Raw genomic sequence first — 22,378 nt, 5'->3', positions numbered from 1 at the left:
TTGAACCGCAGGCGTGGGCAATGGCCAAGGCAGGGTTTAGCCTGGAAGGGTGAGCCTATGGCGCGACAAGCAGCAAGCCCGTGCGGCCGAGGTGCCGCCCTGGCTACTCGCCGTCCTTGCCATGCTTTCGGTCCAACTCTCGGAAGCCTTCGCCGTTGGCTTGATCAACGACGTCGGGCCGCGCGGGGCTGCCTGGCTGCGCGTGGCCGCCGGCGCCGTCCTCATCCTGGCAATCGCGCGCCCGCGCCTGCGCGGTATGACCTGGCGTGACGCCGGTCTCGTCACCGCCCTCGGCGTCACCACCGGCTCGCTAACTTTCTTCTTTTTGCCGCAATCCAGCGCATCTAACTCGGCACCGCCGTGGCTCTGGAATTCCTCGGCCCACTCGTCCTTGCCGCGCTCACAAGCACCTCGCGGCGCGCCCTTTCCTATCCCGCCCTCGCCATGATCGGCGTCGTCTTACTGACCCGGCCCTGGATCGGTAACGTCGACGTCGTCGGCATCCTGTTCGCCCTCGGCTCCGGGCTCGGGTGGGCGCTGTATATCGTCTTAACCCAACGCGTCGGTGATCGGTTTTCCGGCATCAGCGCCCTCGCCTACACCATCCCGATCGTCGCCATCGCCTACGCGCCCATCGGGCTACCCGAGGCGCTGCCGTACCTGTCCCTGCCGGTCATCGCCACGGCGCTCGGGCTCGCACTCCTGATGCCGGTCATCCCTCTCGCCTTCGAAATCGTCGCGCTGCGTGCCATGGCCCCGGCCGCCTTCGGCACCCTCATGTGCTGGAGCCCGCGATCAGCGTGCTTATCGGCGCGATCGTCCTCGCCCAAGTACCGCTGCCAATCCAGGTCCTTGGCATCGTGCTCGTCGTCGCCGCCGGAATCGGCTCGGAACGCTTCGCCGCCCGCGATGTGTCGCCCACGCCCATCACGTGGCCGGAGAGCGACGAAGCCTAGGTCAGCAGGGCCCGCACCTTCGCGTCGGTCGCCTTACCCGAGATGACCGTGCCCTTTTCAAACAGCTCGATCACCCGCGGATTGATATAGGAATCGCGCGCGATCGCCGGCGTATTGTGTAGCCACTCGGCCGTCGTCTTGATCGCCGCCGTCACGGCCCCGGGAGAGGTATCGCCCGCCTTGGCCGCGCGCGACAGGGCCTGCGCCGCGACGGCAGCGAACAGACAATCGCGACCAGTTCCTAGTGGTCCTAGGACTCTCCTCTCGTCACCCGGGCAGTTAGACACGTTGAATAAAGTCATGAGCTTTCCGGCAACCGTTCTGCGCGTTCTCGTCGCCTCCCCATCCGACGTACCCGATGCCCGAGATGCAGTCGAGGGCGCTCTGCACTCATGGAATCGACTCCACGCGACGACTCGGAATGTAGTCTTACTGCCGTGGCGGTGGGAGACCAATTCTGTACCGCTGCTCGGAGGTCACTCTCAGGAGATCATCAACACCCAGGGAGTCGACGGAGCCGACATCGTGGTCGCGCTCTTCGGCAGCCGACTCGGCTCACCAACACCAGATGCAGTGTCGGGAACAGTTGAAGAGATTGAGCGAGCAGTAAACAGCGGGAAACCGGTACACCTGCTTTTCTCAAGAGCCCCACTGCCTCATGACGTCGATACTGCGCAACTCGAGGGTCTCCGAAATTTCAAGAATGAAATCAAGGAGCGGGGACTGCTCGGAGAATTCGATGACATCCGTCAACTGGAGAACCAAGTCTGGGCTGCCGTCGAGCATGACCTAGTCAAAATCGATCTCTCCGTGGTCGGGGTGCGCCATGAGCCGCTCGGCGTCCGCTTCCGCGTCGAGTCAAAGAGCGAGCGACACGAAAAGGAAATTGACAAGCGCGGCAAGATCAAATAGGAAACGAAACACTGGTTTGAGGTTACCAATACTGGTGATCTCGCTGCTGAAGCGGTGACCTTCGAAGGCCAAGCCGCATCGGGCCTTATGAGACTCCTTGTGGATGATCAGCCAATCACGCTGGAACCTGGGGTCATCTGGAAAGTGCCAGTCTCGTATTCGATGGGCACCGCAGGCACAAAGCTAACCGTTCACTGGGTCGAAGATAATGAAAAACAGTCGAAGACTTTCGACGTCCAATGAAGCGCGAGGTTACGTCGGTGAACCAGTCAGGCAGCTAAATCGTAGTTCGCGCGCGTTTGTATCCGTCGTGGCATGAAAGTTTCAAATACCTTAATCAGTGCAATGCGATCGTAAAGTCTGTTCAATCGCGGAATGCTATCGAATGACGCATCGAATTCATCCTTAAGCTCATCAAGGAACAGCGGCTCAATAGTCTTCAGGATATTAGGCACCGAAGTATAGTGCTGGCCCATGTCCGAGCGTTGGCCGGGAGTAACAACCGCTTGAAACATCGAGCCAAAAATGTCCGGGTTGATATCTTTCCAGTTCAAATTACCGAGCTCAATCAGGTGCTGGCGAGCCTTTCCGGTGAATTTTGGAACAGATATGTCAGCTGTTTCGCTAAATAAGCGACCATTGACATATGGGAAGTCCCTCAAATTGGCAGGCTTATCGTCAGCCTTAGCAGTATCTAATGCATGGAAAACTGCGATGAGAAAATCACGCATATCGCTGCCATCGGTCTGAGTCTGCGAACCAATTGCAGTCGTAAACACGTCCGGTGCAAAGATGCCGGTATCTTCCGCAAAGAAGCAGAACAAAAGGCGAGTAAAGAATACGTTAAGGCTGTGAACGCCAGCCTTTCCGTCCGCAAGGTTCGGATTTGCCTCGAAAAGCTCATCGAAGAGCTTTCCCATCTTCTCTGCGGCACGAACATCAGCATGCGAATCGCTGACATACTGGACTTTCTCCATGCCCGCCCACGGAAGGAAGAACGTGAAGTGCTGATCAATTTGACCAATCGGAGTCTTGAGATTCTCCTGCGTCTTCATATCAAGCGCAACAAGCTCTGAATAATCCGTGGCGATGACAAAGCGCGGAGTATACCGAGTGACGTGAGCCGCAGTCGACAGCCGAACAAGATCATCGAAAGCCTGCCCCGGTTCTGATTCATGGAAGTAAACGACATTCTTCTGCGCTACTTCTCGCGAAGGATCCTGCGCGACATCGAGGTTTCCCGACCGCAGTCGCGTAATTGAAGATTTGGCGCGACCATAGGCTTCGAGCAAATCGAACAAGAACTCGCGATCATATTCGGCACGGCCACCTAGTTTCGACGTTCGTTCCTCGACTGCGCGCAGGTTCAACTTTGCCATTGTGACGCCTCTATTCCCTTTACCAATTCACGAAAATCTACAGCTCAACCGGGCAAGACCACGATCAAGGGCCACCACAGACAAACCTTCGATAAGCATAACAAGGCTTACCTGGTGTAATGCCAGCTTCGTCTTTCCGGCCTCACATTGGCGTGAGAAACCCCTGACAAACCTCACGGGTGACTACAGCTACATTAAGTAGCTCCAAGACTATGCCAAGACTCGAATGGCCCATGATAAGTCTCGCTACGACGGCATCCTCACCGATGGTCGCACATGGTGGCTCAGGTCACCTATCGCGGTGTCGTGTAACCCTGGGCTGGTTTTGAGGAAGCGTAAATCTGGCTAGGTCACGTTGAGGCGTTGTTCAGTGCGGGCCGTTTGGCTCAGTGGGTGGCTGCATACCAAAGAACCGCGATTCCCACGGCGAGGAACCCGCCGTAGAAGGGGAAGATCGACCACGAGAACCAGACTCTAGGATCAAAGAAAAACCAGCCGTAGAAGGCTGTCCGCAAATTTTTCCAAAATCCTAGCCCTTTGTCATCCCTGTCCTGCGGTGATGGATCGCCATCCGCGTCTGGGATATTTCGGTCGATATCATGCGGGTCGAGCGAGAGTTCGGGAACCCTTTCTCCCGCAACGATGGCATTATAAAGTCGCCTGTACGCTCGCTCTTGCCGCAGGTAACTCGCATCCATGTAGCCGAAGAGCAGAATAGCTGCGATTCCTAGTATTGCCACAGTTCCTGATCGTTGGGTAAGCGCGTATCCGAATGTCGCGGTGACCACCGGCAGGAGCCAGCTCTTCGCCTGCGTCGAGGAATGGGCCATCCGAGACACGACGCTTTGAACGTAGTCGAGGTGCTTTAGCCAAACGGTTTCGCTCGTGGCCCTGGTCTTCGGTCCGTCTCGCTCCGTCATGGCCGAAGCCTTCTGCAAGCGTCGCGAAGCGCGTCCCAAGTTTCATCTTTCGCGTGTTCAGAGTAATGAGTCTCCGGAGGCCAGATGCGTCCGATGGCATCATCCTTCCATCTCGGAACGAGATGGACGTGAACGTGGTTGACACTCTGCGTGGCGACTTCGCCGTTCGACTGAATAACGTTAAGCCCTTCGGCCCCGATGGTTTCCACGATTACCCGTGACATGCGCGAGATTAGTAGACCGATGTGCTCGGCATCGTCGTCTCGCAACTCCCAAATAAACGGGACATGCACGCGCGGGACGATCATGGTGTGGCCCAGTACGGCTGGTTCCGTGGGAAAGAATGCCACCACCTGATCGTCCCGATACACCTCGCGCGCATCAGGATCGTTCCGTTGCACAATTGTGCAAAACGGGCAATTGGGTTCAGCCGTCACAGACGAGTCTTGCCCTGCGTTGCCCATGTCGTCAAATGATCCTTCAGGTAGTTGTAGGTGGCTTTGGAATCGATCTTCCCTGTCCAGTCGGTCTGTGTCGGATCAAAGATCGGAACTCCTGAGACGCCTGAGACTCTGTCAAAGGGGTTGGGGCCTGATGAATCGACACTTCCCATTGAGGACAGGCCATGGATCCGAATACCGAGAAGAGGCTTCTTGTCATCCCATGCCTTCTGGATCTCATAGTGGACCCATTCACGCGACGCAGTTTCTTTGCCAACAAGGACGATGACGGCTGACTTCCACTTCATCTTGTCAGAGATCCACTCTTTGATGGCATTGTCGCCACCGCTCTTGACAGTCTCCCATTCTTGATGATTAAGGATGGGTTGCCCTTCGAGTGCTCCCATCTGTTCGATGAGTTGCACTCGATGAACATCTCGGTCGTAGTGGAAAGAGTAAAAAACGGCCATATCTTTCTCCTTTGAACTCGTTCTCGGAGAGAAGTTCGCTCTCTTTCGTTAGTATACCCGAGCATTCAGGTCCCACACCCTAGCTTCTGAGGGCGTGCTTGCTGCCGAGATGCGCTGGCCTACAGGCCCGGTGTCGGCCCGTCGCGTCGCGGATCGCTGCGGTACCGGTCGTGCTCGAACGGCTCTCTGATCTGCCGCTCCCGTTTCGCCACTTGCCGTCACTGCTGCTCTTGATCGGCACGTTTGGCCTCGATCAAGCGTGCGACATCGTTCACTGGTAGATTGCGGAGTTCGTCAGCCTCGGCGCGGAGCATGGCGACCTGGTTCTTGGTGTCTCGCGCCACACAGTGCGAGTTGGGCGCGGCGGGTGGCTTCGATCCGTCCCGCGACTCGCGCGCGTTGCCGCACCCGCATGACCTTATCGACGAGCCCGTCGTAATGGCCATCATTCAGGTGCACTAGACGCTCTCGGTCCGCGTCGAGCGTCGCAGTAAGCCTGCCCCGCGCAGTCAAGCCACCGCCGGTTGCTTGGCGTTTGGTGGGGTTCAGGAGGATCTGCTTGAACGTTGCCAGCACCGCCTCCTCCACGAGTTTGGAGATTTCGGCGGAGCGGATCGATCTGTGGACACCCGCCGCGCGCCGGCTGGATGCACCGATAGACGGAACCTCGGTGAATCATCGCAGTTCCACATGTCGAGCTGCTGATCAGATCTGATAACGGGTACAGTTGCTTCGCCGTACCGGTGCCGGGCTGGTAGAAGTTCTGGACCCGCTTCCTCGCGTCAAGCTCATCGGAAACCTGCTGCCAAGCGTCCTCGTCCACGATCGCTGGCCACGCCACTTGCACCTACATCAGTGAGGCCTTAGAGCGGGTGCCGTCCGGCAGAATCGGTCGGTACTCACGCACCCTTTGGTGGAAGGATTGCGCACATCACTTTCAGTGCCCTGTCCGACCACGCGCACCCATGGAGCGAGGAGGCCGCGGTCGTTCCAGTCCTTGCGAATTCAGTACATCGCCTCCCCAGCCAGCATCCGCTGAATAGCCTCGGCCACCATCGACCCCGTCACCGAATCGATTAAGGGGATGCCGTTCGTCGGCTGCGACTTCGTCGCAGAGTGAGTCGACAATGTTGGCTAGCTCGTCTGCGTCGCGCTGACAATCCCGCACAGTCGGCACATCAGGCAGTAATTCTAAAGTTTCGAGGAAGCATGCGGTGGCGCGCAGTGCGCTGGCCACCTCATAGCAACCCCCTCTCCATCTTGCCGGCAGACGTATCGATCACGGACAACTTACAGGGTTCGTTGTATTCGTTGAGGAAAATCATGTTCCCGACCATGGACCGCATCCCAAAACATGGGCGCGGCATGTTCGAACAAGCGTTGGGTTAATTGTTGGTGAGTTTCGCGTAATTGGAGAACAGTAGCTCCTGGCGTTGACGTTCGGTGGTCAGCTTTCGCGAAGCACCAAATACTTTGTCCACTTCCCTATCGAGTGCGTCATGCGCCTTCACCAACTCGGCCGTCCCCGTTTACACAAGACTTCGAGGTTATATCCGGCTTCCGCCTCGTCAGCAAAACATTGAAGCATCTTACCGGTTACTGGAACTCCGTTAATCTTTTCCACTCATCCAGTGTCATACGAAGCATAGGACCGTATCAAGCGTCTTTAACAAGGCAGTGACTCACGATAAGAGTTATCTGGCGCATTGCGCTCGCAGTCCACCGGGATAACAGCTATCCCGGTAAACTAGGACATCAATCTACCGAGATAAACCTTATCCCCAATGCCCCAAGCGCATGAGAGGAGTCAGCTGTGGCAAAAACAGTCGAATTGGAATGGATCCCCGCTGATGGCAGCGGTCTTTCTCGACGCGCCAAACAAGGAGGTAAGTATCACGCTTTCGTTCCCGATCCACTTGCAGGCATGTCGTTGAAGCTTCCGTCCGAGCTCTCGCGACGTATCGTTCGCATCGAGCGGGAGATTCACAATCTTGGGATGAGAGACAATACCCACTCGCTTGAAGGAGTTGCGCGACTCCTGCTCCGTTCTGAGGCCGTCGCTTCCTCCCGGATCGAGGGAATCGCTCCCAACTCCGACAAAGTAGCCATGGCGATCCTCGCGCGTGAATCAGATTCCGGAATTCGGGGTTTCAAAGAATCCGCAACAGCTGTCGCCCGCAATGTCGCCATCCTCGACACCATCAATGCAGACTTGGCTTACAAAGACGAGCTGGTCCTGGATGACATTGTTGCAATGCAGACTGCACTCGTTGCAGAAAAGCCTTTACAAGGAGTACGTACTACTCAAAACTGGATTGGCGGGTCTGACTATCACCCCATCGGTGCGGCTTTTGTCCCCCCGCCTCCTGTAGAAGTCCCAAGACTCCTCGACGATCTCATTGAATACTTCAACGGGGCAGACCACGCCGCGCTCGTTCAAGCAGCGCTCGTTCATGCCCAGTTCGAGACCATCCACCCATTCCCGGATGGGAACGGGCGCGTGGGACGAGCCATGATTCACGCGCTTTTGCAGCGCAGAGGGCTCACCGATGCTGCGGTTCTCCCCGTCAGTATGGTTCTGGCAACGCTCGGTGACCGTTACGTCGACGGACTCACGAAATTCCGCGAGGGTGACGTGCTGGCATGGATCTCTTTCTTCGTCGAGGCTGCACAAGTCGCCACCACCAAAGCAGCTGAACTTGCGGATAGCGTCGCCGCGCTAGAAGCAGAATGGATGGACAAGGTCAATCACCACCGCACTGCGCAAGGAAGCAAGCGCGCATTGAAATCGAATTCAACGGAGTTCCAACTGCTCAAGAAGCTTCCTGCCATGCCTTTGGTCACGGTGTCCATCGTGAAGTCCGAGCTGGGGATTTCATCGACAAGCACGGCCCGAGATGCTCTCGATTCACTCACCGACGCTGGCATTCTGCGTAAGAAAGTCATCGGTGCGGGCGGGCTTCTCGGTTACTTCGCTGACGATGTTTTCATGTTGGTCGACGATGCTGAACGCCAACTCGCCTCGACGCAGTTTAATACTCAGCTTTCACCCCCGACCGGCCGAGCAGTTCCAGCCCTTCGCGATAAATAAGCAGTAATCAATAGTGGTCACGCACTTCGTTTCCTTGCATAAGGCAAAGCGTCGTGCTGATGCGACGCTGCAGGAGGAGGGGGCGTCGGAAAGCTCAAAAGAGACCGTCACTAAAAGTGACGGTCCCATCATGGCGCAGGTTAGGTGCCCTTGACGTTGAGGATCTGGCGCAGGGTGTGCTTGACCTCGACGAGCTGGGCGGCATCAGCCATCACGCGGTCGATGTCCTTGTAGGCGTCCGGAATCTCATCGACGAACTCGGCGCCGGGACGATAGACGATGCCTTCCATGCGTGCGGCAAGATCCGCCTCGGTGAAGCGGGCCTTGGCCTGGGTGCGCGACATGACGCGACCCGCGCCGTGCGGCGCAGACTTGAGGCCCGGCGGGTAGCCCTTGCCTTCCACGACGTAGCTAGTGGTGCCCATCGAGCCGGGGATGAGGCCGCGGTCGCCTTCGTCCGCCTTGATGGCGCCCTTACGCGTGAGCCACACATTTTTGCCGTAGTGGCTCTCACGTTGGGTGTAGTTGTGGTGGCAGTTGATGCGCTCGAGCTCGAGGGTCTCCCGGTCTGCGCCGGCCCAGGTGGCGACGCAGTCGAGGAAACGGTCCATCATCTCATCGCGGTTGAGCAGCGCAAAGTGCTGTGCCCAGTGGAGATCCGCAATGTAGGAGTCGAACTCTTCCGTGCCCTCGACGAGGTAGGCCAGGTCCTTGTCCGCGAGCTGGATCCAGTGCTTCTCGCAGTGACGCTGCGCGGCCTTGATGTGCTTCTGGGCAATCTTGTTGCCCACGCCGCGCGAGCCAGAATGCAGGAACAGCCAGACGCGGTCGGATTCGTCGAGACACAGCTCGATGAAGTGGTTGCCGCCGCCCAAGCTGCCCAGCTGCTGACGCCAGTTCTTCGAATGACGAAGGTCCACGCCGGTGTCCTGGGCCAGCTGCGCGAGCTCGCGCGTGCGGGCCTCGGTGCGCGGGTCCATGATCCAACCGTTGTAGTTGCCGGGCGAGAGCGGAATGGAGTCTTCGACCGCGGTGCGCAGGTCCTCGAGCACAAAGTCCTGGATGTCCGCGTGCGTGAGGTGGGTCCGCACGGCAATCATGCCGCAGCCGATGTCCACGCCGACGGCCGCCGGGATGACGGCGCGCAGCGTGCCGAATACGGTGCCGACCGAGGAGCCCTTACCAAAGTGGGCGTCAGGCATGAGCGCCACGTGTGGGTAGACGAAGGGCAGGTCAGCGACGAGTTGTGCCTGCGCCACCGTCTTGTCTTCAACAATGGAGGCGAAGTTGTGCAGGCGCATAAGAGAGCCTTTCTCTGCGTTTACGTAACGCAGTTCGTGAGAAAGGGCCTGCTTGGGCGGCTGACTTGTGAGTTGTGCGCGCGGGTCGCGCGGCTGGCACCAACGTCCGGGATAAGCAGGGCCGCTTTCCCGGGAAATGGTCAAGTCAGCCTGTTAGAAGAGTTGCTTAAAGAAGCGTCCTAGCGGCTGATTGTTATGGGTCATCATCGCGGTTCGCCTCCTTTATGCTTTCTTGTTCTTCTTTCGGCTGTTAGTGCTGCCTGTGAGCCTACACGATGTATGCGATTTCTACATGCGATTGATGATGCAAGGAAATTCACCCAGCCACGAAAACTTGACACCGTCCATTCAACCGCATTCACTGCCTGCTCATTTGTTCGTCCGTCTGGCGGGGTGTCGTGCGCCGTGACAAGCTTCGTTTAATCGTTCAGCCCGCCTCGCCCTAGTCGAGAGTGGGCTGGATCTTTATCTGGGTTATGCAGCAAGAGTGCACTGGGCAAGGCCGACGTCGTGGTCGCCGGCGGCATCGACGAGCGCTTCATCTCCCGCGCCAACGACCCGAACGAGTCCGAGCTGCACTCCCTGCTGTGGCCAGCGATTGGCCGCGATGAGGATCAGCCGATGTTTGTCATCTCCCAGAAGACGCTCACCGGCCACTCCAAGGCGGGTGCCGCGCTCTTCCAGACCGGCGGCATCATCGACGTCTTCCGCACGCACCGCATCCCGGCGAACGTGTCCCTGGACTGCGTCGACCCGCTCATCGCTCCGAAGGCGCCGAACCTGGTGTGGCTGCGCTCCCCGCTGGACCTCGCTGCGGCAGGCCACAGCGTGAAGGCCGCGGCACTGACCTCGCTTGGCTTCGGCCATGTCAGCGCGCTCATCGTCTACGCTCACCCAGGTGTGTTCGAGCAGGCTGTGTCCCAGCAACGCAGGGCGGATGCCGCCGCCCAGTGGCGTGAGCGCGCCGAGCAGCGCCTGCGTGCTGGCCGCGCCCACTTCGAGGCCGGCATGCTGGGCCGCGCCCCGCTCTTCGAGGTCATCGAAGGCCGCCGCCTTCCGGCACAGGACGCCAAGGCCGCCGAGATTGCCATGCTTCTCGACGACACCGTGCGCCTCACCGATGACGACACCTACCCCTCCGCCTAAGGCGCTAGCCCCCTAACAGCAAGCCCTTAGAACAAGCCGAGGACCTCCGCTCAGAAGCGGGCCTCCTCGGCTTCTTTTCTGTCTGCACCCTTCGCCTCGTGATAGCTTTTCGCATAAGGCACCGCTTACTTAATTGCGAGACTTCTACGAACCAGAGGACGAAGCATGGATATTGAAAAATTCCTCATAACAGCTGTCGGCTCACTCAGCGTCATTTCCCTTGCCGGTTGGCTCATCGCTGATTACGAGTGGTCAACCAGGGCCACGACGGTTATGGGGTTTGGATTCCTAGTCTCAGCACTGATTAATAAGCGCGGGCAAGAAAAGGCCGCTGGCCACCGCCAGGTTTCGGAAGAATCTGCGCAGTGACAGCGTTTGGGCAGTTAGGAGCGCTCCCCGGCTAGCTGCTTTCCCAGGTGCAGTAGCCATGCGGCGATTATTATCGGGACTCATCTGACGCTCTCCTGAAAGAAGCTACTCATGACCCAACCTCCGTATCCGCCGCACACTCCACCCCCAGGCCCCGGTCAGCAGAGGCCGCACCAGCACGGGGGACCACAGCAGAACCCCTATGCCAACCAGCCTTTCCCACCCTTAGGCACTCCCCATAACAATCCTGGCGGCGGTTACGGGGCTGCCCAGCCCCAGCCAGAGCCACCAAAGAAAAAGTCCGTCGTTGGAATCATCGCCACGGTTCTCGCCGTTCTCGGCACAATCATCGCCTGCATCCCCGGCATCTACGCCGCAGGCTGGATCCTTCTCCTCGCAGCGCTTATTACCGGCGCGGTCTCACTTTTCCTCAGCGACCAGTCAACTGCGTGGGGAGCAGTCGCCCTGATCATCACTGTGGTGGGCAGCTTGATCGCCTCGGTCGTCTTTTTCTTCTTCATGGCCGCAAAATTCATCGGTTCTCTTCCGGACACTACGCAAACACCCGAAATATCAAGTTCTGTCGTGGGCACGACGGTGCGCCCCTGGGATGAGGAGGAGACGCTGGACAGCACGGGCTCCCCCACCCCAACAGCGACGGAATACTACAACAGCGTTCCTGATGAGAACGGAAACCAAGTCCTTGAGGAAGGCACGCCCGGTTCGCGTTCTAACCCGCTACCGCTCAACACGACGCTGAAAGGGCCGGAATGGCACGTGGATGTCAGCAACCTCAACTTCGATGGCACGGACGAAGTCATGGCCGCGGACCCTTCCTACAAGCAGCCGGACGAGGGGAAGAAATACCTGGTCTTTGATTTGACCTTGACGTACGTGGGCAACGAGACCGACGCCGGCTCGGAAATGGCGTTCCTTTACTTCGGCCCGGGCGAGGAATCGAATGGGCAGCCCCTCATGTGGGATGTCAATGGGTTTATCGACGTAGACACTCCCTTCCAGCCGCAAGAGAAACGTACCGGCCGAGTGGCTGTCAGCGTGCCTGAGAATGGCGCGGAAGACGGCGCGTTCGGCATCGTCGTGCCCGGCACCGAGATTCCCTTCCACCTCGCTCTGAAGTAGGGCTACATCCCTGCCGTCTCGTCCTGTGCCTGCCGCGCGTTGTCTGAAATCTCACGCGCCCTCTGCTCCAGGTTCTCTTGGGCGCGGGCCTGGGCTTGAGAGGAGCTATCAGAGCGCGGCGGGGCTTGGATAAAACGCTCGGAGTGTAGCCCCAGCTGCAGTTCCTTGGCACGCAACACCTCAGCATCAATCTTGATGCCGACGATGAGCACGGTGTTCATCAACCACATAGCCATGAACACCGCCATGACGGTGCTTAGCGCACCATAGGCGCTGGCCGCAGCGAGGTACTTCAGGTAGAGGCCCACCAGCCCCCAGGACACTACTGTGCCCACGAGCGCCACCACCGAACCATAAGTAATCCACCTAAAGCGCCCAGGCCGCACGTTGGGGCCGAAGTGATAGAGCACTGCAATGAGCGTGAGCACCACGATCACAGTGACGGGAAAGCGCAGCCAGTTCCACACCGGAAGGAAGATTCTTACCAAGTACGTGGCGGTATCTTCTAGCCCTACGTTGCGCGCGAGCGGAATCAACCCTTCGTTAAGAACAGCATCACGCAGCAAGTTGGCAAAAAGCACGATGACCGCGCCCACCACGATGACTGCTGTCAGCCCCCACATCAGCGCCCACGTGCGGATGATCCCGCGGCCTTCCACCCGGCCGTACACGGTATTGGCAGTGCGCGAGAAGGCCCGCACATACGCCGACGCTGAAAACAGCGAAATGGCCAGGGAAATGATCAGTGCCAACGTGCCCTGCGCGCTAGAGCCGATGATCGTGCCGACGACCGTATGGGCTTGCTCAGAAAGCGAGCCAGGGACGTACTGTTCGATGAGCTCTGAGGTCAGCTGCTCCACTTCCGCTTGGCGGGAGGAGAAGATGAGCGTGGCAATGGAGTAGGCGGCCAGCACCGTGGGCGCAAAAGCCATGAGCGTGAAGTAGGTCATCCCGGCGGCACGGTCCATGAAGGCATCGTGGAAAAAGTCATTCCACGTGCGGCGGATGATCAGCCCCCAGCTCTCCTTGCGGAGCCGGTTGTCCCTGGAGAAAGGGTCGCGTTCCTCATCGTGGCCCTGGACCTCAAGGATGGTCGAGCTCTTAAACGGCACGATGGTCTCTGGCTCTTCGGCCGGAATAGCGTTGCCGCCAATCTCCTCTTCGCTCATATCTGACCAGCGTATGCGGCACAGCCCGCATTCAGGGGAAGGACACTCGGGCCACAGGCTAAGCCGTGGTTACACTGGGAAAGCATGACTGAGAAGAACACCGAGAACAAGATCAACGTAAAGTCCTTCGAGCTCGACCACCGGCTTGTCGACGCCCCCTATATCCGCGTCGCCGACCGCACCGACCTGGGCGGCGGAGTCGAGATTATCAAGTATGACCTGCGCTTCTGCCAGCCCAACAAGGAGCACCTCGGCACCGAGGCAATCCACTCGGTGGAGCACATGATGGCCAACTTCATGCGCAACTACACCAACAAGCTCATCGGTTTTGCCCCGATGGGCTGCCGCACCGGCTTCTACGCCATCACCAACGGCATGGAGCAGGACGAGCTGCTCCGCGCCGTCGAGGGCGCACTCAATGACATCCTCAACGCCACCGAGGTTCCCGCCGCCAACGAGGTACAGTGCGGCTGGGGCGCCCACCACTCACTCGAGGGCGCACAGGAGGCCGCACGCGATTTCCTCGCGGCCAAGGATGAGTGGCTCAACGTCATGGCCTAAGCGGCGGTGAAAGCTTGGGGCAATGGAGCCCTAACAGCTAGTGCTCGAGGCGTCGGATCTGGATGCGGGAGAAAAACAGCCCGGCGACGCCGAGCCCCAAGACGCTCGCCATTAAGGTGCAGCGCGCTGCGCTGAACTCCGCGAACAGGCCTGGGACCAACAGCATCGCCACCGCGCAAAGAAGGGCCGAAACAAAGAGGAGGATGGCAAAGAGTACGTCTTTGGGGATGTACATGCGAGGTCCTTTCTGGGCACCTAGTGTTTGCGGCGGCGAGCTAGCAATTCAACGCTATTTTAAATATTTCGCACTTATATTTCTACCCCTAGCCAGATGGGCTCCGGCTCCAACGTCACGCCGAAGGCCTTTTGAACCCCGGCGCGAATCTCGCGGGCCAGCGCAACGATGTCATCTGCGGTGGCCTCACCGCGGTTGGTCAGCGCCAGGGTGTGCTTGGTGGACAGGGTTGCCTTCGCACCTGACTCTTCACCCGGGTAGCCCTTGGCAAAGCCGGCTCGCTCGATGAGCCAGGCGGCGGAGAGCTTTTCTTTTCCTTCTCCAGATGCGGTGCCGCTTGTCGGCACCGCATGGCGCGGCATGCGGTCCGCATCCTCGTCGCCGCGGGCGGCGCGGACGGCTTCCTGGATGGAATCGGCAAGCTGCGGTTCCACGATGGGGTTGGTAAAGAAAGAACCGGCTGACCAGGTGTCGTGGTCTTCTGGGTCGAGCACCATGCCCTTGCCGCGACGCAGCTTCAGCACTTCCTCACGGACTTCCGCGACCGGGCGGCGCTCACCGGGGTTCTGGGTGAGCTGGCCAAAGCGCAGGGGTGTGGACAGTCCATCGGTGGTCAGCTGCAGCTCGATAGCCAGCACCACGCCGCGTCCAGTGAACTTCAGGTTGGAGTAGCGATACGCCAGCTCTAATTCTTCCGCCGGTACCCAGCTCGCGGTCCGCGTAGCGCGCTCATAGAGGTAGACCTGCGTGAGGACGTCGGAGGTCTCCGCGCCATAGGCGCCGACGTTCTGTACCGGTACGGCACCCGCATTGCCCGGGATGCCGGACAGGCACTCAATGCCGCCCAGGCCGCACTCCACGGTCAGGGCCACGACGTCATCCCACACCGCGCCCGCATCAGCGCGCACGAGGCCGTTGGCCACGGTGACATCGATATCCTCGAAGTCGAGCACCACGACCACGACATCCAGCTGACCTTCCGCCACCACGAGGTTGGAGCCACCGCCGACGACGAGGTAGTCCTGGGAGGCGTCGTCAAGCGCGGCCAAGGCCGCAACCGCCGACTCAGCGCTGCCGCAGCGCACCGTCACCAGCGGTGCACCACCGATGCGCAGCGTCGTGAGATCGGCGAAGGTGGTCTCGGAATCCAGCGTGACTCCGTCAATGTCAGCGAGGGTCAGGAATTTATCTAGCACGTCTACCAAGGTAGTCTGTAACTCATGTCAACCCGTAGCGAAAACACCGTTATCATCAACCAGCCCATCGATAAGGTGCACAAGGCACTGACCACTCAGGAGTACTGGGACTTCATCGTGGCCAAGCTGTCCCCGGAACCGGGTACCGTGCACGAGTTCACCGGCAACACCGCTGTGCTCTACGAAATTCTTCCGACCTCCCTCCTTCCGGAGGCCGTTCGCGCCATGGTCTCCCAGGATCTGAAGGAAAAGCGCACCGTGACCATCGGCGAGTTGGTCGACGAGCAGATTTCCGTCTCCTTCACCGCTGACGTCAAGGGCACCCCGGTCGACTTCAAGGGTGACATCACCTACAAGGCCCAGGATGAGACCACCGTTCTGGATTACGTCACCGAGGTTTCCGTCAACATCCCGATGATGGGCGCTGCCATCGAGCCGAAGGTCGCTGAAGCTCTGCAGGAGCTCTACACCAACGAGGGCAAGCTCACCGAAGAGTGGATCTCCAACAACCTCTAAACAACTCCCTACACCACAGTTGTTGCCATGGCCGATCACGCGCATAACCTGAAGGCTCAGGAAAGCGCTGGTCGGCCTTTTGGCGTTGTTACCCGCGGCACCACCAACCCCAACCGCCTGCGCCGCTGCGATCGGTGGATGGTGGCGCACCCGGAGATCTCCTCGCTGTTGCGCTCCACGAGTAAGCCGCTGGCTCTCGACGTCGGCTACGGCGCTTCCCACACCACCACCGTGGAGTGGGCCGGCTGGCTGCGCAGCGTTAACCCGCATACCCGGGTAACGGGCCTAGAGATTTCCCCCGAGCGCGTCCTGCCGCCGCGCGATGGTGTCAGCTTCGAGCTCGGCGGCTTCGAGCTTGCCGGCTACCGCCCGCAGCTGGTGCGCGCCTTCAATGTGCTGCGCCAGTACGACGTCGACCAGGTGGAGAAAGCCTGGAACACGGTGACTTCACGCTTGGCTCCCGGCGGCTACTTCGTGGAGGGAACCTGCGACGAGCTGGGACGCAGATCGGCCTGGGTGCTTCTCGACGCCTCCGGCCCGCGCACGCTGACCCTCGCCTGGGATCCCTTCGACGTGGAGCGCCCCAGCGATATTGCGGAGCGCCTTCCCAAAATCCTCATCCACCGCAACGTGCCGGGTGAACCGATCCACGAGCTCTTGCAAGCGGCCGACGCCGCCTGGGACCGCGCCGCCGGCTGGTCTCCATATGGCCCGCGGGTGCGCTGGCGCATGGCGCGCGAAGAACTCCGGCAGACAGTCCCCATCCACCCGGTGAACCGCCGCCTGCGGGACAACGTTCTCACAGTGGATTGGGACCTGGTAGTTGGCCAACTTTAATCCAGTGCGCCACACTAGTAGTCATGGCTTCTTCTAAATCTCCCGCCTCGACGGCCTGGAAAATTTTCATCGGCGTACTGGTGACGCTCCTGCTCATCATCTTGCTTGCTGAGCTCGGCCTGCGCTGGTTCTTGGGTTCTCAGATGAAGAGCCAATTTACCCAGTCCGCCAAGGAGCAGGGCGTGGAGACCTCCGAGGAACCGGAGGTGAGCTTTGGTGCCAGCCCTATGGTCTTTGGTTTGCTCAACGGCAAGATTCCGCAGATGGATATGAAGACCCCGTCCACGCTGAAGATTGAGGGCACCACCATCACCGGCCAACCGGCCGCTGATGTGCACGTCGAAGACATGACGCTGTCCAAGGAGCCGGTTGCGGGCACGCTGCGGGCTTCGACGACGGTGCCGGATCAGTTCCTGCTCGCCAGCTTCCAAAAGGCCATTGCTGAGCAGTCCGGCTATGACGCCTTGGGCAACCTGGTGGTCACCGCGATTACCGCCAACGATGCCGAGGACGACCTCGAGGTGGAATTTGCCGGTGGCCTAGCCACGCTCTCGCTCAAGCCGGAGGCTCGCGACGGCAAGCTCGCCATCGATGCGAAGGAAGCATCGCTCTTCGGCTTCGACCTGCCCGAGCAGGCGACCTCCGCGATCTCGAATGCCTTGGCCGAAGGCATGGAGGAACAGCTCGCGGGCCAGCAGCTGACCTTTGAATCCGTGGATGTTGGGGCTGGGGAACTGACGCTCACCCTCATTGGCCACGACGTTCCAATGAGCGAACTCGATTCCGCCACCGCGCCAGCACAGCAGGCACCGGCTAATTAAGAATTAAAGGCTCTCTATGGAGAGCTGCGTATCCAGGGCTTCGTCGTCTGAAACGACGGAGCTCGTTTCAATGAGGCACTGATAGCCCGCTTGCTCGGCAGCACGCGCATACTCCGGCAACGGCAGAGCCGGACGCTCAGGAAGAATGAGCCCCAAGCGCACGGGCAGCGGGCAGGCCTCGCGGAGAGTGACGAGCTCGGAGAGGAGCGAGGTGGCATCCCCGAGCAGCGCATCCACCGCAACCCACACCTCGGCGGCACCTGATTGCACGGCCAGCCGCGCCTCCGCCGCCTTCACCAAGGAGTGGTGGCGGCCGGTGGGATAACCGGCAACAGCAATAACGTGCTCGGCGCCCTCAGCGGCAAGCACGTGGTGCGGGGAGACCAGCACTCGCTGTTGCCCCGCCGACTGGGTTCGCACCTCCTCCACGGAGGCCTCAAGCAGATTCAGCATTAGTAGGAATAATCGCCGTTGATGATGGCCTTGAGCTGCGGGCGCACGTCAAACCAATACACGCCGGTGATGATGGCACCAATCCAGCTGACAAAAGGCAGCGGCAGGTTCATCAACAGGGCGGAGCCGAAGAGCAGGCCGACCCATACCCACTTGTTCTGGCGGTCACCGGCGCGGAAGGCATCCTCCCGCGTCATCGCCGCTAGGACGGCACCAAAGAGGGCGAAGAGAGATACCGCGATGAAAATGTAGTGCGGTATCGACGCAATAATGTTAAGAAAAGTGTGCATCAAGAAAGACTAACTAGTTTTCGTCAACTACTTCGCCGTCAATGACATCGTCATTCGGCTTCTGTGCGTAGGGGTTGCGCGGGCTCTGCGGCTCTTGCGGCTGCTGGGCATGCTTGCCCTCCGCGCGCTGCTCCTTGGCGTTGTTGATAGCGCCCTGCACACCCTCACGGGTCTCGTTGAAGGCCGTGGTGAAATCCTCACGGGCCTTTTCAAAAGACTCCGAGTTGCGGGTCTCGCGCGCTGCGGAGGACACAGACTCCCCAATGTTCTTGGCCGTGGAGGTCACGCGGTCAAAGAAGGACTCTTCCTTCGCGGTGCCATCACCCATGCCCGCCTCATCGGCGGCGCGGGCAATGCGATCCGCCTGCGCGCTCTGGGCTTGGTTCTGGCGCTCCTCCTTGAAACGGCCACCAAAATCCTTGGCCACATCAAAAGCAGAGGAACCGGCATTCTTGATTGAGTCAAATACGGACATGGTCGTCACTCCTTGTTAGACGCCAAAAAGCAGATGATTAACAGTGTAGATAACCAACCCAGCCAGTGCACCCACGACCGTGCCGTTCAGGCGAATGAACTGCAGGTCCTTGCCCACCATGAGCTCGATATTCTCGGAAGCCTCCTGCGCATCCCAGCGCTTAATGGTCTCCGGAATAATCGCGATGATCTCCGGGGCGAATTTCTCCACCGCGTAGCGCGCGGCCTTGTCCACCAGCTCGTTGGCCTGGGCCAGGAACTCGGAATCCTCCAGCAGGCGGTGCGCCAATTCCTTCACCTTGGCGGTGATCTTCTGGCGCAGGAAGGACTCTGGGTCGGTGAGCTGTTCAATGAGCGTGGAGGAGACCGTCGCCCACATCGCCGCCGGCGCCTTCTGCGCCTGATCGGAGGCCAGCATCTCCTGCTTGATGCCTTCGATGCGCCCGCGCATGTCCTCATCCCACTGCAGGTCCGAAGCCAGCTTGGACAGGTTGCGGCGAATGGCCAGGCGGGCTTCGTGGTTGCCGTTGCGGCGGACCTCATCGGCGAATTCCACAAGCTCGGCGTAGACCTTCTCCCCCACCATCTCGCGGGCAAAGCGCGGCGCCCAGCCGGGCATGCGCTCATCAATGGCGGTGACCACCGTGGATTCCATGCCGAGGATCTTGCCGTGCGCCCACTCAATGAGGTCATCTTCCAGCGGCCGCGCCTTGCCTTCCGCGATATAGCCCTCCAGCAGGCGCCCCAGCGGCGGGCCCCACTCCGGCTCTGCCAGACGGTCCATGACTTGGGTGCGGATGAACTGCTCTGCCTCCGCCGGGTCTAGGTCTGCGACCACGCTGGCTGCGCGCTCACCAATCCACGCGGAGACCTCCTCCGCCCGCCCAGGCTCCACGCCCTGGCGCGCCAGCCACAGCGGTATCTCCGCCTCCCGCACCTTGGCGCTGAGTGCATCCGCGGTGAGGAAGTTCTCCTCCACGAAGTCCTTGAGCGCATCACCCACGCGGTCCTTGTTGTTGGGGATGAGCGCGGTGTGCGGGATGGGCAGCCCCATGGGGCGGCGGAACAGCGCGGTCACCGCGAACCAGTCCGCCAGTCCACCGACCATTCCTGCCTCCGCTGCCGCGCGCACGTAGCCCACCCAGACGGGAGCCCCGCTTGCCGACGCCTGCCACCACGAGCACCCCAAAAAGATCACCGCCGCACCAATCAGGAAGGACAGCGCAATCGCCTTCCAGCGGCGCAGGTCCGCCCGGCGCGCCTCCTGGTTTCCTGGCTGCGGCACAAACGACGTCTGCGCCGCCGACGTTTCCCGAGCCGGCTCAAGCCCTGCGTCTGCGCGGTGCGTCATGGGTTGGTTCTCCTTGGGTCTGCGTAATGATGGGGAATAGTGAATCCATTAATCAACATTAGTGGGCGTACCGGACACATTCGATTGCCACCAACACTAAGATCGACTCCTAGCTTTATGAACGCCAGCCTGCCGAGGGCCCGTTTGTGGTTCCGTAGATGAACCGTCCGGCATCCAACGCCTGCTGATCAAAGAAACCGAACCTAGCCGCCAGCACGCCTTTCGCCTTCTGGTGGTTACGGGAAGTGGCGGTCATGAACACCACACCCGCTATCAACTCGGCGAGCTTCTCCAGTGTCACCCAGTTGGATGATTCCTCGGTGTGGTCGTTGTCGATGTCCATCACGACACAGTCCGAGGAAATGAAGCTCGCAGACGAGCGCCGGTCGTTGGTGTAGGTTGCGGCGACGTGATCCAACCTGGCCACCTGCTCCAGCCCGGCTTGGTCGGTGATCTGGTGGTGGTTCGGGATGTCCATCTGGTGAGCCCAGTCGATCTCGGCGCGCTGAATCGCTTTCAGGGCCCGGTAGCAGGTCGGGTCAGGGTATCCTTCGACGTTCTTCTTCGGTATTCCGATATCAAGAAGCGCAGTGGTGGTCATCTGGCGTCCTCGCCTTCACGCTCGACCACCGGCAGCAGGCCACGGATGTTCTTCAACAGGTCATAGATGAACAGGCGGCCTTTCTGCGTCCAGTACATGTGGGTGCAGGTCTTGCCCTCGTCGTACTCGTACGTCTTGGACTGGGTGTAACCCTTCTCAGTAAACTTGGCGTAGAGGAACCAACGCCCGGGCTGGTGAAACTGCACCTGCTCCCCGCGCAGAATCTGGTTGAGCTTCTTCGCCGACAGGCCGTAGTCCTTGGCGATCTCGGTGGTGGTGATCAGCGACGGCGACGCCAGCACCACGTCGTAATAGGACACCTTCGCTGGTAAACCTGACCTGCTGGATGCCACCAGCCGTTTCAAGGGGGTAGTGATTAACGACCCCCTGCAATGACGCGCCAGGGCATCTTTCGTGTTGGCGTAGCCGAGGGCGGTCGCCACGTCCCAGCCGCAGAACAGGACCTGTCCGCCCGAGGTGATGGTTCGGATCGTACCGATGGCTCCATGTCCCGTGCTCTTGCCTCGGCGTCATCAACCAGGTAACCTCGTAGTCAACATGACCGGTTCCGCTGCCCGCCTCAATGGGAGTCCAGGGCCGGTCTTCGTTTTTGTATCAAACAGGGGTGTGCGTGGAGCAGGTGAAGCAGTTCAAGACCTACGGTGAACAGGTCGAATTGCTTCGTCAGCGTGGGATGCGAGTGGATGATCCCAAGCATGCTGAGACGCTGCTGGCTCAATTGAACTACTACCGCTTGTCCGGATACTGGTACCCGATGCGCCGTTTCTCCCAAGACGACGGCACTGCCCGAGATGAATTCGTTGAGGGAGCATCGTTTGACCTGGTGGTAGCCCTCTATGGGTTTGACGAACAATTGCGCCACAGCGTGTTCATCGAGCTTGATCGCGTGGAGTTGGCTATTCGAACCAAGCTCGGTCACGAGCTGGGTCGCCTTGACCCGCTGATCTATTTGGATCCCCAGCGTTTGAGCGCCCGGGCACGGCAGCGAAACAAAGACGGGCGTAGCGTGCACGAGGTGTGGCTGAGAAAGTACCAGTCGGCATTGAAAGCGTCGAAGGAGGACTTCGTCGCCCACCACAAATCCAAATATGGCGGGACTCTACCCATCTGGGCGGCTGTCGAAATCATGGATTGGGGGATGCTGTCGTACCTGTACGGCATGTCGCCCAATATCGTGCGCAAACGGATTGCCGAGCCCTGCGGCCTAACTGGTCCTCAGCTTGAATCATGGCTGAAATCCTTGAATATTCTGCGTAATTACGCAGCTCATCATGCAAGGATGTTCAACCGTGTTTACGACATCAAACCGAAACTGAACAATGACGTCAGGCTGGCTCCGGTAGCTGAAGGAATGAATCGCGTGTTCGGGCAGCTCTCCCTTATCCAATACTTGCAGCGCCAACTGGAATTGTCTCCAGCCGACCGGCTACCGAAGCTGTTCCACACCTACCCGCACAATCCCATCGTGCCGTTTTCTCGCACAGGAGCACCTGACAGCTGGGGCGAGTTGCCTCTCTGGCGCGTCTAATCTTTGCGGTAGTAGTCGCATTCGTACCCGTCTGCGTCGAGTGTCATGGCGTGGACGAGTAGGTCACGAGCGACTGCTTGGACGATGTTCTCGACGAGTTTCTCGCCGTAGTTCTTCAGCCGCCCCCACTTGCATCCGGTTGTGACACCGCTGTAGGACTCACTTCCAGCACTGGGGTTGCCCGCAAATCGTGGACACGTA

General features: G+C 59.6%; 29 protein-coding genes and 2 pseudogenes. 13 read left to right on the top strand and 18 right to left on the bottom strand.

Annotation, left to right across the window (positions count from 1 at the left end; translation table 11 throughout):
• Positions 1–49: 49 nt before the first annotated feature.
• Entirely contained in the window at positions 50–448 is a 399-nt protein-coding gene (locus tag HMPREF3009_RS13905) for a DMT family transporter (protein WP_232751614.1), read from the top strand.
• Positions 449–800: 352 nt separating this feature from the next.
• Positions 801–956: a hypothetical protein gene (locus tag HMPREF3009_RS13900; RefSeq protein ID WP_187357596.1), complete on the top strand. Its 156-nt coding sequence runs from the start codon at positions 801–803 to the stop codon at positions 954–956.
• On the opposite strand, the gene HMPREF3009_RS13485 is transcribed toward HMPREF3009_RS13900, so the two are convergent.
• The gene (locus HMPREF3009_RS13485; RefSeq protein ID WP_049157405.1) at positions 953–1,258 is read right to left on the bottom strand and encodes a hypothetical protein; all 306 of its coding nucleotides are present in this window, start codon (positions 1,256–1,258) and stop codon (positions 953–955) included. The genes HMPREF3009_RS13900 and HMPREF3009_RS13485 overlap by 4 nt on opposite strands.
• Between HMPREF3009_RS13485 and HMPREF3009_RS13615 the strand changes: the two genes are divergently transcribed.
• Positions 1,257–1,868: a hypothetical protein gene (locus HMPREF3009_RS13615; protein WP_198531146.1), complete on the top strand. Its 612-nt coding sequence runs from the start codon at positions 1,257–1,259 to the stop codon at positions 1,866–1,868. The two genes, HMPREF3009_RS13485 and HMPREF3009_RS13615, sit on opposite strands and share 2 nt — an antisense overlap.
• Positions 1,869–2,137: 269 nt before the next feature.
• Here HMPREF3009_RS13615 and HMPREF3009_RS13895 read toward each other — a convergent pair whose 3' ends face one another.
• The 4 genes from HMPREF3009_RS13895 to HMPREF3009_RS12845 all read right to left on the bottom strand — a co-directional run bounded on the left by HMPREF3009_RS13895 (position 2,138) and on the right by HMPREF3009_RS12845 (position 5,077).
• Positions 2,138–3,247 carry a type IIL restriction-modification enzyme MmeI gene (locus HMPREF3009_RS13895; protein ID WP_232751613.1) on the bottom strand — a complete coding sequence of 370 codons (1,110 nt, stop codon included), beginning with the start codon at positions 3,245–3,247 and terminating at the stop codon, positions 2,138–2,140.
• A gap of 386 nt (positions 3,248–3,633) precedes the next feature.
• Positions 3,634–4,167 carry a hypothetical protein gene (locus HMPREF3009_RS13350; RefSeq protein WP_070510576.1) on the bottom strand — a complete coding sequence of 178 codons (534 nt, stop codon included), beginning with the start codon at positions 4,165–4,167 and terminating at the stop codon, positions 3,634–3,636.
• Positions 4,164–4,631: an HIT family protein gene (locus HMPREF3009_RS14010; RefSeq protein ID WP_070682426.1), complete on the bottom strand. Its 468-nt coding sequence runs from the start codon at positions 4,629–4,631 to the stop codon at positions 4,164–4,166. Before HMPREF3009_RS14010 ends, HMPREF3009_RS13350 begins: the two co-directional genes overlap by 4 nt.
• Complete coding sequence (locus HMPREF3009_RS12845; RefSeq protein WP_070510573.1) at positions 4,601–5,077, bottom strand: TIR domain-containing protein; 477 nt, start codon at positions 5,075–5,077, stop codon at positions 4,601–4,603. Before HMPREF3009_RS12845 ends, HMPREF3009_RS14010 begins: the two co-directional genes overlap by 31 nt.
• A gap of 312 nt (positions 5,078–5,389) precedes the next feature.
• Between HMPREF3009_RS12845 and HMPREF3009_RS13480 the strand changes: the two genes are divergently transcribed.
• On the top strand, positions 5,390–5,539 hold the full coding sequence (locus HMPREF3009_RS13480; protein WP_158010524.1) for a hypothetical protein: 150 nt from the start codon (positions 5,390–5,392) through the stop codon (positions 5,537–5,539).
• Between the two features lie 543 nt (positions 5,540–6,082).
• On the opposite strand, the gene HMPREF3009_RS13945 is transcribed toward HMPREF3009_RS13480, so the two are convergent.
• Positions 6,083–6,205, bottom strand: coding sequence for a hypothetical protein (locus HMPREF3009_RS13945; RefSeq protein ID WP_255365576.1), 123 nt, complete (start codon positions 6,203–6,205; stop codon positions 6,083–6,085).
• A gap of 257 nt (positions 6,206–6,462) precedes the next feature.
• Positions 6,463–6,558 (bottom strand): hypothetical protein, encoded by a 96-nt coding sequence (locus HMPREF3009_RS14005; protein WP_369816125.1) that lies wholly within the window; start codon positions 6,556–6,558, stop codon positions 6,463–6,465.
• Between the two features lie 332 nt (positions 6,559–6,890).
• Here HMPREF3009_RS14005 and HMPREF3009_RS13605 point away from each other — a divergent pair, with 332 nt between their 5' ends.
• Positions 6,891–8,168, top strand: a complete 1,278-nt coding sequence (locus HMPREF3009_RS13605; protein ID WP_070682423.1) for a Fic family protein — start codon at positions 6,891–6,893, stop codon at positions 8,166–8,168.
• Between the two features lie 140 nt (positions 8,169–8,308).
• Here HMPREF3009_RS13605 and HMPREF3009_RS12835 read toward each other — a convergent pair whose 3' ends face one another.
• Entirely contained in the window at positions 8,309–9,469 is a 1,161-nt protein-coding gene (locus HMPREF3009_RS12835; protein WP_070682420.1) for an RtcB family protein, read from the bottom strand.
• Between the two features lie 543 nt (positions 9,470–10,012).
• Here HMPREF3009_RS12835 and HMPREF3009_RS12830 point away from each other — a divergent pair.
• The 3 genes and pseudogenes from HMPREF3009_RS12830 to HMPREF3009_RS12820 all read left to right on the top strand — a co-directional run.
• A pseudogene (locus tag HMPREF3009_RS12830) lies at positions 10,013–10,615 on the top strand (hypothetical protein); the annotation flags it as partial.
• Between the two features lie 165 nt (positions 10,616–10,780).
• The gene (locus HMPREF3009_RS12825) at positions 10,781–10,984 is read left to right on the top strand and encodes a hypothetical protein (protein ID WP_046647827.1); all 204 of its coding nucleotides are present in this window, start codon (positions 10,781–10,783) and stop codon (positions 10,982–10,984) included.
• Positions 10,985–11,095: 111 nt separating this feature from the next.
• Positions 11,096–12,124: a hypothetical protein gene (locus tag HMPREF3009_RS12820; protein WP_070682414.1), complete on the top strand. Its 1,029-nt coding sequence runs from the start codon at positions 11,096–11,098 to the stop codon at positions 12,122–12,124.
• 2 nt (positions 12,125–12,126) lie between these two features.
• Here the strand turns inward: HMPREF3009_RS12820 and HMPREF3009_RS12815 are convergent, their stop codons facing one another.
• Positions 12,127–13,293, bottom strand: coding sequence for a YihY/virulence factor BrkB family protein (locus tag HMPREF3009_RS12815; protein WP_070516420.1), 1,167 nt, complete (start codon positions 13,291–13,293; stop codon positions 12,127–12,129).
• 84 nt (positions 13,294–13,377) lie between these two features.
• Here HMPREF3009_RS12815 and HMPREF3009_RS12810 point away from each other — a divergent pair, with 84 nt between their 5' ends.
• The gene (locus HMPREF3009_RS12810; RefSeq protein WP_046647829.1) at positions 13,378–13,854 is read left to right on the top strand and encodes an S-ribosylhomocysteine lyase; all 477 of its coding nucleotides are present in this window, start codon (positions 13,378–13,380) and stop codon (positions 13,852–13,854) included.
• 37 nt (positions 13,855–13,891) lie between these two features.
• Here the strand turns inward: HMPREF3009_RS12810 and HMPREF3009_RS12805 are convergent, their stop codons facing one another.
• Positions 13,892–14,089, bottom strand: a complete 198-nt coding sequence (locus HMPREF3009_RS12805) for a hypothetical protein (protein ID WP_070682411.1) — start codon at positions 14,087–14,089, stop codon at positions 13,892–13,894.
• Between the two features lie 74 nt (positions 14,090–14,163).
• Positions 14,164–15,285: a UDP-N-acetylmuramate dehydrogenase gene (locus tag HMPREF3009_RS12800; protein ID WP_046647831.1), complete on the bottom strand. Its 1,122-nt coding sequence runs from the start codon at positions 15,283–15,285 to the stop codon at positions 14,164–14,166.
• 24 nt (positions 15,286–15,309) lie between these two features.
• Here HMPREF3009_RS12800 and HMPREF3009_RS12795 point away from each other — a divergent pair, with 24 nt between their 5' ends.
• The 3 genes from HMPREF3009_RS12795 to HMPREF3009_RS12785 are packed head-to-tail and all read left to right on the top strand — an operon-like array spanning position 15,310 to position 17,459.
• Positions 15,310–15,801, top strand: coding sequence for a DUF2505 domain-containing protein (locus tag HMPREF3009_RS12795; RefSeq protein WP_046647832.1), 492 nt, complete (start codon positions 15,310–15,312; stop codon positions 15,799–15,801).
• A 27-nt stretch (positions 15,802–15,828) separates the two neighbouring features.
• Complete coding sequence (locus tag HMPREF3009_RS12790) at positions 15,829–16,638, top strand: class I SAM-dependent methyltransferase (protein ID WP_046647833.1); 810 nt, start codon at positions 15,829–15,831, stop codon at positions 16,636–16,638.
• A gap of 23 nt (positions 16,639–16,661) precedes the next feature.
• Complete coding sequence (locus HMPREF3009_RS12785; protein WP_046647834.1) at positions 16,662–17,459, top strand: LmeA family phospholipid-binding protein; 798 nt, start codon at positions 16,662–16,664, stop codon at positions 17,457–17,459.
• Between the two features lie 3 nt (positions 17,460–17,462).
• Here the strand turns inward: HMPREF3009_RS12785 and HMPREF3009_RS12780 are convergent, their stop codons facing one another.
• From HMPREF3009_RS12780 to HMPREF3009_RS13890, 6 genes are all read right to left on the bottom strand, one after another.
• Positions 17,463–17,912: a deoxyribose-phosphate aldolase gene (locus HMPREF3009_RS12780; protein WP_070682409.1), complete on the bottom strand. Its 450-nt coding sequence runs from the start codon at positions 17,910–17,912 to the stop codon at positions 17,463–17,465.
• Positions 17,912–18,202 (bottom strand): DUF2516 family protein, encoded by a 291-nt coding sequence (locus HMPREF3009_RS12775; protein ID WP_049154440.1) that lies wholly within the window; start codon positions 18,200–18,202, stop codon positions 17,912–17,914. The genes HMPREF3009_RS12780 and HMPREF3009_RS12775 overlap by 1 nt, the downstream gene beginning before the upstream one ends.
• A gap of 13 nt (positions 18,203–18,215) precedes the next feature.
• Positions 18,216–18,677 carry a CGLAU_01105 family protein gene (locus HMPREF3009_RS12770; RefSeq protein ID WP_049154438.1) on the bottom strand — a complete coding sequence of 154 codons (462 nt, stop codon included), beginning with the start codon at positions 18,675–18,677 and terminating at the stop codon, positions 18,216–18,218.
• Positions 18,678–18,692: 15 nt separating this feature from the next.
• Positions 18,693–20,027: a DUF445 domain-containing protein gene (locus HMPREF3009_RS12765; RefSeq protein WP_049154436.1), complete on the bottom strand. Its 1,335-nt coding sequence runs from the start codon at positions 20,025–20,027 to the stop codon at positions 18,693–18,695.
• 115 nt (positions 20,028–20,142) lie between these two features.
• Positions 20,143–20,628, bottom strand: coding sequence for a hypothetical protein (locus tag HMPREF3009_RS12760; protein WP_049154434.1), 486 nt, complete (start codon positions 20,626–20,628; stop codon positions 20,143–20,145).
• Complete coding sequence (locus HMPREF3009_RS13890; RefSeq protein ID WP_232761147.1) at positions 20,625–20,948, bottom strand: phage antirepressor KilAC domain-containing protein; 324 nt, start codon at positions 20,946–20,948, stop codon at positions 20,625–20,627. The genes HMPREF3009_RS12760 and HMPREF3009_RS13890 overlap by 4 nt, the downstream gene beginning before the upstream one ends.
• Before the next feature lie 311 nt (positions 20,949–21,259).
• On the opposite strand from HMPREF3009_RS13890, the gene HMPREF3009_RS12750 reads away from it, so the two are divergent.
• Positions 21,260–22,177 carry an Abi family protein gene (locus HMPREF3009_RS12750; RefSeq protein ID WP_070682406.1) on the top strand — a complete coding sequence of 306 codons (918 nt, stop codon included), beginning with the start codon at positions 21,260–21,262 and terminating at the stop codon, positions 22,175–22,177.
• Here HMPREF3009_RS12750 and HMPREF3009_RS13880 read toward each other — a convergent pair.
• Positions 22,174–22,378: pseudogene (locus HMPREF3009_RS13880) on the bottom strand (hypothetical protein); the annotation flags it as partial. The gene HMPREF3009_RS12750 and the pseudogene HMPREF3009_RS13880 overlap by 4 nt on opposite strands.

Origin of the sequence: Corynebacterium sp. HMSC034H07 (assembly GCF_001815175.1) — a bacterium.
In the GTDB taxonomy this organism is placed as follows: domain Bacteria; phylum Actinomycetota; class Actinomycetes; order Mycobacteriales; family Mycobacteriaceae; genus Corynebacterium; species Corynebacterium hiratae.
The sequence above is the reverse complement of the archived record's forward strand: the minus strand, read 5'-3'. Positions and strand labels throughout refer to the sequence as shown.

What these genes read in the sequence shown, in the direction of transcription:
- HMPREF3009_RS13615 (WP_198531146.1), top strand. Translation starts at nt 1,257, where the DNA reads ATGAGCTTTCCGGCAACCGTTCTGCGCGTTCTCGTCGCCTCCCCATCC.
- HMPREF3009_RS13485 (WP_049157405.1), bottom strand. Translation starts at nt 1,258, where the DNA reads ATGACTTTATTCAACGTGTCTAACTGCCCGGGTGACGAGAGGAGAGTC.
- HMPREF3009_RS13895 (WP_232751613.1), bottom strand. Translation starts at nt 3,247, where the DNA reads ATGGCAAAGTTGAACCTGCGCGCAGTCGAGGAACGAACGTCGAAACTA.
- HMPREF3009_RS13350 (WP_070510576.1), bottom strand. Translation starts at nt 4,167, where the DNA reads ATGACGGAGCGAGACGGACCGAAGACCAGGGCCACGAGCGAAACCGTT.
- HMPREF3009_RS14010 (WP_070682426.1), bottom strand. Translation starts at nt 4,631, where the DNA reads ATGGGCAACGCAGGGCAAGACTCGTCTGTGACGGCTGAACCCAATTGC.
- HMPREF3009_RS12845 (WP_070510573.1), bottom strand. Translation starts at nt 5,077, where the DNA reads ATGGCCGTTTTTTACTCTTTCCACTACGACCGAGATGTTCATCGAGTG.
- HMPREF3009_RS13480 (WP_158010524.1), top strand. Translation starts at nt 5,390, where the DNA reads ATGGCGACCTGGTTCTTGGTGTCTCGCGCCACACAGTGCGAGTTGGGC.
- HMPREF3009_RS12835 (WP_070682420.1), bottom strand. Translation starts at nt 9,469, where the DNA reads ATGCGCCTGCACAACTTCGCCTCCATTGTTGAAGACAAGACGGTGGCG.
- HMPREF3009_RS12825 (WP_046647827.1), top strand. Translation starts at nt 10,781, where the DNA reads ATGGATATTGAAAAATTCCTCATAACAGCTGTCGGCTCACTCAGCGTC.
- HMPREF3009_RS12820 (WP_070682414.1), top strand. Translation starts at nt 11,096, where the DNA reads ATGACCCAACCTCCGTATCCGCCGCACACTCCACCCCCAGGCCCCGGT.
- HMPREF3009_RS12815 (WP_070516420.1), bottom strand. Translation starts at nt 13,293, where the DNA reads ATGAGCGAAGAGGAGATTGGCGGCAACGCTATTCCGGCCGAAGAGCCA.
- HMPREF3009_RS12810 (WP_046647829.1), top strand. Translation starts at nt 13,378, where the DNA reads ATGACTGAGAAGAACACCGAGAACAAGATCAACGTAAAGTCCTTCGAG.
- HMPREF3009_RS12805 (WP_070682411.1), bottom strand. Translation starts at nt 14,089, where the DNA reads ATGTACATCCCCAAAGACGTACTCTTTGCCATCCTCCTCTTTGTTTCG.
- HMPREF3009_RS12795 (WP_046647832.1), top strand. Translation starts at nt 15,310, where the DNA reads ATGTCAACCCGTAGCGAAAACACCGTTATCATCAACCAGCCCATCGAT.
- HMPREF3009_RS12790 (WP_046647833.1), top strand. Translation starts at nt 15,829, where the DNA reads ATGGCCGATCACGCGCATAACCTGAAGGCTCAGGAAAGCGCTGGTCGG.
- HMPREF3009_RS12785 (WP_046647834.1), top strand. Translation starts at nt 16,662, where the DNA reads ATGGCTTCTTCTAAATCTCCCGCCTCGACGGCCTGGAAAATTTTCATC.
- HMPREF3009_RS12780 (WP_070682409.1), bottom strand. Translation starts at nt 17,912, where the DNA reads ATGCTGAATCTGCTTGAGGCCTCCGTGGAGGAGGTGCGAACCCAGTCG.
- HMPREF3009_RS12775 (WP_049154440.1), bottom strand. Translation starts at nt 18,202, where the DNA reads ATGCACACTTTTCTTAACATTATTGCGTCGATACCGCACTACATTTTC.
- HMPREF3009_RS12770 (WP_049154438.1), bottom strand. Translation starts at nt 18,677, where the DNA reads ATGTCCGTATTTGACTCAATCAAGAATGCCGGTTCCTCTGCTTTTGAT.
- HMPREF3009_RS12765 (WP_049154436.1), bottom strand. Translation starts at nt 20,027, where the DNA reads ATGACGCACCGCGCAGACGCAGGGCTTGAGCCGGCTCGGGAAACGTCG.
- HMPREF3009_RS12760 (WP_049154434.1), bottom strand. Translation starts at nt 20,628, where the DNA reads ATGACCACCACTGCGCTTCTTGATATCGGAATACCGAAGAAGAACGTC.